An 8,424-nucleotide genomic window follows, 5' to 3' on the forward strand; every position below is an offset into this window, starting at 1 on the left:
CCAATATATCGTCCAATCCTGAAAAGCAGCTATTCCCTTGTTGAAAGGCATCCAAGAACGTTTCTCTTCCTTAAATATTGCCTATGCAAATTTTGTAGTTGAACTATAGATTTTTTCACTTGCTTCAGCATATGTTATCTCACGTTTTCGTAATGCTTTTTCAATTTTCTCCATTTCTTGAATATCCATAGTTATCCCCCCCAAATCTGTTAGTTTAAGTAAATTATCTCATATCTTTCCCTTAGTTCTAACATAAATATCCATAAAGTATCCATTTCATGAAGAAAGACGCTTTCCTTATTTCAGAAAAGCGCCCTTTAACAGAAGATTCGATTTCAAGATAATTTTAAAAGACAATAAGATTTTACTAAATAAAGCGATGTTTACTGGATAATTGAGAGATAGCCAAAATAACTGTTAACACAATAACCAAATACCATACTATATTAAAAGGAATCACAAACATTATTGAGCTAAATAAAAGAGCTACTAAGGAGCTAATAATAATTGATTGTATACTCGTTAATTTATTTTGTAATAAAAGATACAAAGCTAATGGTAATGTTAAAGTAAATATCGGAATATAAATCATGACAAAAGAAAGTTTAAGCAAGGATAGTGATAGTACCGCTATTACAAAACCGATAGATGTAGTAAAGGTTCTTCCTATCTTTCCTTTACCTGAAATATAACCATTTAGCAGCACCAACATAATTGTTAAAACAGCACACATTCCTATCATTGAAACAAATGAATGACCCATGATCAGAGCCGATATGGATAGACAAACTAAAGAAATACATGGTAACAGCAAGATTAAAGGTTTATGTTCTTTTTCTATATTCATTACATTTGTAAAACCTACAAGGAATAATAAAGAAAATGGAATCGATAAATATCCTAATTCAATTTGATTAATATGACTAATTTCAAGATTACCAAACAATATAATGATAAATGATGCACTAATTTGACCAACTAACAACCAAATGCTTGCTAATTTGAGATTTTGAGTAAGCTTAGTTGTAATTACAATTAAAGTCAAACCTATTAATAAGGTTAAATATAACAAATTTACCCCTCCTGATTATTTCTTTAATGCTACCTCTTCGTTTAAGTAAATTATTTATAATCCCATTTATAATTTAACATAAAAATCCATTACATTCACTAAATGTAATTCCAGAAAATGGCCCTTTCCATGAATAAAGACGCTTTCCCTATTACGGAAAAGCGCCCGTTTATGGAAAGATTAATGAAATCTAAACCAAGCAAACCATTGCCCTTGTTTGTTTTTGGTCACAAAAATTTGTCTATGTGATGCATCATATGCCGGTAAATACTGTGGAAACAGTACTTCCACAAACCAAGAATTGTTAGCTATTTCCTCCCCACAATAATATTTCGCCATTGCATAATATGCTTCCGGATGTGGAGCTTTTGAAAGATGTGCTATGGTTTCTATTTTCCAACCTTTATAATTATCTTCTTTATAAACCTCAGGAATAATTTTATTCAATGCATTTATAAGACCTTTATCTGAACTGACATGTCCCAAACTTTGCGAGTTCGGACATTTACCATTGTTAATTAAAAAGGGTACTTCCTCATCTGTTTCAGCAAATGATATTTGAGCGTGTATCAATATTCCTAAAAAACACATGTAAATAATAACTCTTAAATAATTCATGATTCATCACCCCTCGAATAGTTATTATTCATAAAGTAAGGGGTTTTTATGCTAATCTTTTTTATAACAATCTGGCCATAAAAAAACACCCATTTCTACATGAGTGTCTTAATTGAATTAATGTTTAATTTGTTTATTTAAAAGTATTTACTGTATAAATCCTGTCTTAGCTTTCCGCTTAGTTGAGCGTATATCTTTGTAGTCTCACTTTTTTCATGACCCAGTAAACTTTGAATGACATCAATTGGCGCACCGTTATTAATCATATGCGTTGCATAGCTGTGTCGTAATTGATGCGGGTGTATACTCTTTTTTATACTAGCACGATTTGATATGCGCTTGATATTATATCTTAAATTATCAATGCTCATTCGCCTTTTCGGCCTTCTGTCCGTAATAAACAAACAAGGTTCCTTATCCTCTCGTTCATCTAAATACCTTTTTAACCAAATAGAACAGCGGGTATTAAAGTACACTTCCCTTTCTTTATCACCTTTCCCTTGTACAATGACTGAATTCGATTGAAAATCGATATCTTCTCGATTTAATTTTACAACTTCACCAATTCCGCAGCCGGTTGAATACATAAACTCAAATAGTGCTTTCTCCATCGTTGTTTGACAAGCTTCCCTTAGATGTTCTATCTCTAATTCTGAGAGAAACTTAGGAATCCTTTTACCTAATTTCGGCTCTTTTAATTTAGCTGCAGGATTTTTTAGAATATAACCTTCTTCATGTGACCATCTAAATAGTGATTTAACACAACGAACCCTATGTCCTAAACTAGAAGGCTTTAAGTGGTCTCCTGATCGTATTAAATATTCTTTTAATCTATCTGTATTAAATTCGTTCATATCAATATCACCAAAAAATCGCAATAATAGATTGTATTGAAAACAATATGTTTTTAATGTAAGTGATGTATATCCCTCGATTTTTTTATCCTGTTGATACTTTTTCCACGCTTCGGATAATAACATGTGTCTTTCACTCTCCCACCTATAAATCTATTAATTCTAGATTCTATTATGTTCAATGAAAGATTTTTCCATACAAGGATATTCAACAAACTAAAAAAAAATTGATAGTTTCGAACTCTAATTAACCAAAAAGGCACTTTCCTTGTTTCCAGAAAAGCACCCGTTTGTTGAATAACAGTCGCCCAACCTTCACTCCAATCAACTAATATACATGGCATATAATTTTAAAAAAGGCATCCACAACTTTTATTGATTAACCAAAATTATATTAATAAGCCAAATTTAAACAAAATTTAAGCAAAATTTAAACTTACTTGCTTATTATTGGTCTTAATACATAGAGAAGGACTGATTGAGAGTGTCAAAAGGTAAGAAACGTAAGATTTTATTTTCATTAAGTATTGCTCTAACAAGCTTTGTTACGTTTAACGGAGTATCAAATGCATCAGCAGCAGTTCCAACAGTAGAAGAACGTGTAGCTTTAGATAACAAATTAGAAGTCAAACAAGCTCGCACATCCAATGAAACACTTCAAGATTGGAAAAAGTGGACAAACGACCATTCTTACAGCTTAACATCCATTCAACCTGAAACAGTTGGCAAACAAAAAATACCAGCTAATAAATTTGAAGATTTAGAGATGCTTAAGCCTTTATTGCATGATAAGCGCATCGTTTTTTTAGGGGAAAGTTCTCATGGTGTGGCTGAATTTAATCTAGCAAAAACGCGTATTATTCAATTTTTACACCAAGAAATGGGCTACAACGTTCTTGCCTTTGAAAGTGGTTTGGGGAATGCCATGAATGCCCAAGGTCAAATTGATAAACAAACAGCGCAACAAACGATGATGGATGCTATTTTTCCCGTATGGTGGGCAAAAGAAACACTGCCGTTATTTGAATATAGTAAAAAAACACAAAATACAGATAAACCATTAAAATTAGCAGGCTTTGATATTCAACTGCAAGGTTCATTTACGAACGGAGACTGGCTACAAAATAGTCAACTTGCTAAACAGTTCGGTGAAGCAGAGAAGCAACTTACAGAGTGGAGCTACAGTAATGATTTAAAGGGCTATCAAAAGGTAAAACCAAGCATTATCGCAGTATATAAACAAGTAAAATCACAAGTATCGCTTAAAGAAAAAGAGTTAAAAGAGGCTTATCCGAGCGAGCCTCATATTGTAAAGCTTATGGAACGTACTTTTGCTGACCGTATCCGTTTTGCGGAGGAATATGTAGAATTAACAATTAAAACAATTATTGAACTTGAACAAGATAAATATGATTCTTATTTAAAGACAATAGAATGGCGTGATCAAGCGATGATGGAAAACCTACTTTGGTTAGCGGAAGAGGTTTATCCAACTGAAAAGTTTATAGTCTGGGCACATAATGACCATATTCGTAAAGCACAATCCGAAGTAAAGGGTTCCCCTGATTCTGTAAAATTAATGGGAGAACGTCTACCAGATATCTACAAAAAATATAGCTATGTACTTGGTCTTTATATGGCTGGTGGTGAAACTGCAAACAATCTACGCGAACCAATGGCTGTCTTACCGCCAATAAAAGGATCAATCGAGGATATTCTTTCATCGACAAATGAACCTTACACATTTATCGACTTACGCTACCGTCAAAATGAACGAGGGAACTCATGGATGTTTGAGCCACGCTTATCATATAGCTGGGGAATCATGGAGGAAAGTCTAGTTCCACGCGATCAATATGATGGCATTCTACTAATTGATAAAGTAAGTAAGCCAAATTATATAAAGTGAAACTTTAATCAGTGAGGACTTTCTTCATCCCCACTGATTATTAGTTGAACGAATTGGGCTTTTAATAAAAATATAGAAATAGCAAACTATCGAAGCAGCTCATTCCGGGATGGGTTTTGCCCCATCCTCTTTCTATTCAAATGTGATTAAGATGCCATTGATGCCTATCGTCTATGTGAACTGTATTAAAAGGAAGAGTTAGAACCGTACTATTTACTGTGGAGTGTATCTGGCAAACAGGATGCTGGTGCGGTTTAACTAATGACTAGGTCCCTTCAATAGTGGAACCTAGCCATTTTTCTTACTTATCTTCTCATAGTTTCTTTATCAACTTAAGCACACTTTAAATGAAGAAAATAAGAGACGCTTATTCAACAATCGCGCCCGATTGTTGAGTAACAATGAATCATTAATTAAACAATGACTTTTTCTTATATTTCGAGGCAAAAGGTAATCCAGTGTCTTCTTTGACTGGTAGTGCATCAATGTCCGTTCTTGACCCAATTATTGGATGGTTCTTTATTGTCTTATAACATTGCGATTAATCTAGTTCCAAGGTACTGGTGAAAATGATGTCTTAATCCGATCGTATAATCTTTGTTTTCCTTAGTTAGGTTCTTTACATTCATCTGTTATTCTTCTTTGTTTGTTTTATTCAATAGAATTGTCAAATTAAGTACAATACAGATATGCCTCAAAGGAAACTAAAAGATATGCTTTCTGTTAGAATTTAGGGTTCATGCCTTTTAAGGATTTTATTCAGTGTCTATTCTAACGGGCTCGACATTTAACGGCGTTTCTTTTTTTGATTGATTAGCGAAATGCATAACCCCTTACATACTCTCTTTGCGACAATGAAGCAAAATGAAAATCTAGGGTCTTAACATTTCTCCCTTGTCCCATGAAACAATTAATCGATTCAATCTTCTTAGCCGAGTTTCTTCTTTTTTAGCACTCATTACCCACCAAATAGAATCTCTTCTGTACGAAGGTGGAAGCTGATTAAAAAATTCCCAAGAACTTGGATGTTTTCTAATTTCATCCTCATTTTCTTTCGTTAAAGTAACGTTCCTATGAACGGAAGAATAACCTGTTTGATCATTTCTTTGATTGAAAACAGTCAATCCCTCAGGCCTCATTTGATTGTGTTCTATCAGTTTATGCACCTTTTGCACATTAACTTTACTCCAGAGGCTATTAGGCTTACGTGGAGTAAAGCGAATTTTATAGCAATCTTCATCAACTGTTTTTCGTATCCCATCAATCCAACCAAATGACAGTGCACAATCTACTGATTCGGACCAAGTGAGACTTGCTTTATTGGTCTTTTTCTTAAAAAAAACTACCCAAATTTCACTAGCTGTTTGGTGATGAATATCCAACCAATCAATAAATTCTGTTTGATTACTAAAAAATAGCACTTCACTCATTTTTCCAGCCATTCTAAAATCATTTGATTAAGCTCTTCAGGTCTTTCTTCTTGAATCCAATGACCAGTGTTTAAACTCTTAATGTCTATATTAGGTACAAAATCTTTTATATTTGGAAGCGGCGGAATAATATCTTTCTCACCATAAATCATCAATGTTGGCTGATGAAGAATAGGAGATACGTCACCTAATAAATGCCAATTGCGATTTAAATTTCTGTACCAATTGATGCTTGGAGTGAAACCTGTCTTATTGAAGGCTGTGATATAAACAGAAAGATCATCATCGCTCATAACAGGTTCACCTAACGGCTGGGTTGCTTTAGCTAGATTAATCATTTCCATTCCTTCAACAGAGCCTTGTGATGGAACATTCTTTCGATATAAGTTACGAAGAAATTGGGCTGCATTTTCGTCTAATACAGCATCTGCAACACCTGGTTGTTTGTTAAAGTGAACAAAATAGTAATCATCGCCAAAAGCTTCTTCCATAAAATCAATCCAAGGTCTCTCTCCTCGAACTTGGTAGGGCAAGCATAAGTTAATCATTTTATTAACACGTTCTGGATGCAGCAAAGCCATACTCCAAACAACACTTGCGCCCCAATCATGGCCCATAAAAATGGCATCTTTGTATTGGTAGTGATCCAAAAGAGCAACAAGATCACCCGTTAAATGTTCAATATCATATTTTGTGACTTCTTTTGGACAAGAAGACTCTCCATACCCTCGTTGATTAGGAATAATAACGTGATAACCTGCTTCTACAAGAGGAGTCACTTGATGTCTCCAAGAAAAGGCATGCTCTGGCCATCCGTGGCAGAGAACGATAGGTTGCCCCCCATTTTTTTGTCCAGCTTCAAAAACCTCTAGCTCCACACCGTTACCTGAGATAAGTGTTGGTGTTGGAAATTCATAATTGTTTGTCATTTAACATCCTCCTAATTAAAATAAAAGTATCTTACAATGACAATATTATCATGGACGTTTGACAACGGTCTGTCAGCTTTGAGAAACTCACTTAATGATATTTGTCAGCCATCAATCTGAGTTTGGAAGCAATTTTTTTGCGCATTTCTTTTGGAGCTAAGACCTCTATATGCTCTCCAAAACTAAATATGAGAGAGAACAACCATTCTTTTTCGGGGAATGTAGCTGTAACAAGAAGTTCACCTGTTTCTAACACCGCAATATCTTCTTTATTAAAAACATCCTTCACACGAGACTTCATTTGAGGGGAAACTTTTAAGACAATTGTTGTCATTGTTGTTTGTTCATTTAATAATGCCATAATCTCGTGATAGGATTTTTCTCGACGTTCAAATGAGTGATTTTCAATGTGAAAATCACTTATACGGGAAACTCTAAATATTCTGAAGTCTTCTTTTAAAAGACAATAAGCAAATAAATACCAAGTATAATTTTTAAATATGAGCGACATAGGCTCAACTTGTCTTTTGCTGACGATATTATCATAATTTCTGTAGTCAATAGTCAGTAAATTAGTCTGTGTAATAGCTTTCCTTAGCGTCTTAACTAATGCTTTTTGATTTGGAGAGTCTCCATAAGGATGTAAATCAATGATGATTTGTTCCATATGCAGCTTTAGATAATCTACCTTGTTTTCAGGAATGATATTTTGTAGTTTTTCTATGGATGATTCTAACTCAATGTCGTCAACTGTGAAATTAATATCCTTGAGAACAGAAAGAAGGGAGGACAGGTTATTAAGAGTTAGTACTTGATGATTTAATTTATAACTCTCATAAATGCTGAATCCACCATTGTTTCCGGAATGGGAAATGATGGGAATACCAGCTAGATTGATTGTTTCAATATCTCGGTAAATAGTCCGGACCGACACTTCAAATTTCTCAGCCAATTCATTTGCTGTTACACGATTTCTATTAAGTAACATCACAATAATGGTTAACATACGTTCTATTTTCATCTTGTTCTCCTTAAAAATATAATTTTATATTATGTAGTAGAATCAATTTCATAATACGCACTTTTAAAAAATCATAAAGAAACAGAATTTCGATGATTTCTTAAAAAAACGTATAAATAGCTAATTATGCTACAGAAAGTTGTAGTTGGGAAAGCCGATCAACCGACCTTTTCATCACAACATCTAGGATTGGATGAATGTCAATACCGGATAAAACCGAATTAAAACGTTGAGTAGGTTCCAAATCGAATAAAACTTGCATGTCAAACAGGCTTTCTTGTCGTATAATGGACATAGGGGTATCTCTCCAGTCTGTTAATGTGTGTGTCGTAACTCTCATTATACAGGATTTGGGGAGGTACCCTATTTTTTTGTCGTTTTAAACTTAGAGCCCAAAGGGCTCAGAGATATGAAATTGATTCATCTACATTTAAATTTTAAACTAACCTGTTTCGTTAGTTTAAGTACATTAATTCACAATATAACCTAAATTTTAACATAATTACCCCAAATTTCCTTAACGATGTTATTCAACAAACGGGCCCTTAAATGAAGAAAGACGCATTCCTCCTTACTAAAGAAATGCGCCCG

The 8,424-nt window shown here is 33.9% G+C and carries 8 protein-coding genes; 1 reads left to right on the plus strand and 7 read right to left on the minus strand.

Going from position 1 to position 8,424, the window contains the following annotated elements:
• Positions 1–367: 367 nt before the first annotated feature.
• From H131_RS22275 to H131_RS22285, 3 genes are all read right to left on the minus strand, one after another.
• Positions 368–1,072 carry a UDP-N-acetylmuramyl pentapeptide phosphotransferase/UDP-N-acetylglucosamine-1-phosphate transferase gene (locus H131_RS22275; RefSeq protein WP_010861400.1) on the minus strand — a complete coding sequence of 235 codons (705 nt, stop codon included), beginning with the start codon at positions 1,070–1,072 and terminating at the stop codon, positions 368–370.
• Between the two features lie 180 nt (positions 1,073–1,252).
• Positions 1,253–1,690, minus strand: coding sequence for a hypothetical protein (locus H131_RS22280; RefSeq protein WP_010861401.1), 438 nt, complete (start codon positions 1,688–1,690; stop codon positions 1,253–1,255).
• A 137-nt stretch (positions 1,691–1,827) separates the two neighbouring features.
• Complete coding sequence (locus tag H131_RS22285; RefSeq protein ID WP_010861402.1) at positions 1,828–2,670, minus strand: tyrosine-type recombinase/integrase; 843 nt, start codon at positions 2,668–2,670, stop codon at positions 1,828–1,830.
• 358 nt (positions 2,671–3,028) lie between these two features.
• Between H131_RS22285 and H131_RS22290 the strand changes: the two genes are divergently transcribed.
• Positions 3,029–4,453 carry an erythromycin esterase family protein gene (locus H131_RS22290; RefSeq protein WP_010861403.1) on the plus strand — a complete coding sequence of 475 codons (1,425 nt, stop codon included), beginning with the start codon at positions 3,029–3,031 and terminating at the stop codon, positions 4,451–4,453.
• 872 nt (positions 4,454–5,325) lie between these two features.
• Here H131_RS22290 and H131_RS22295 read toward each other — a convergent pair.
• The 4 genes from H131_RS22295 to H131_RS24835 form a co-directional block, all read right to left on the minus strand.
• Complete coding sequence (locus H131_RS22295) at positions 5,326–5,883, minus strand: YdeI/OmpD-associated family protein (protein WP_036132541.1); 558 nt, start codon at positions 5,881–5,883, stop codon at positions 5,326–5,328.
• Complete coding sequence (locus H131_RS22300; RefSeq protein ID WP_010861405.1) at positions 5,880–6,812, minus strand: alpha/beta fold hydrolase; 933 nt, start codon at positions 6,810–6,812, stop codon at positions 5,880–5,882. Before H131_RS22300 ends, H131_RS22295 begins: the two co-directional genes overlap by 4 nt.
• A gap of 91 nt (positions 6,813–6,903) precedes the next feature.
• Entirely contained in the window at positions 6,904–7,833 is a 930-nt protein-coding gene (locus tag H131_RS22305) for a helix-turn-helix transcriptional regulator (protein WP_010861406.1), read from the minus strand.
• A 124-nt stretch (positions 7,834–7,957) separates the two neighbouring features.
• Complete coding sequence (locus H131_RS24835) at positions 7,958–8,128, minus strand: hypothetical protein (RefSeq protein WP_010861407.1); 171 nt, start codon at positions 8,126–8,128, stop codon at positions 7,958–7,960.
• Positions 8,129–8,424: the final 296 nt, after the last annotated feature.

It is taken from the genome of Lysinibacillus sphaericus OT4b.31 (assembly GCF_000392615.1).
Lineage (GTDB): Bacteria > Bacillota > Bacilli > Bacillales_A > Planococcaceae > Lysinibacillus > Lysinibacillus sphaericus_B.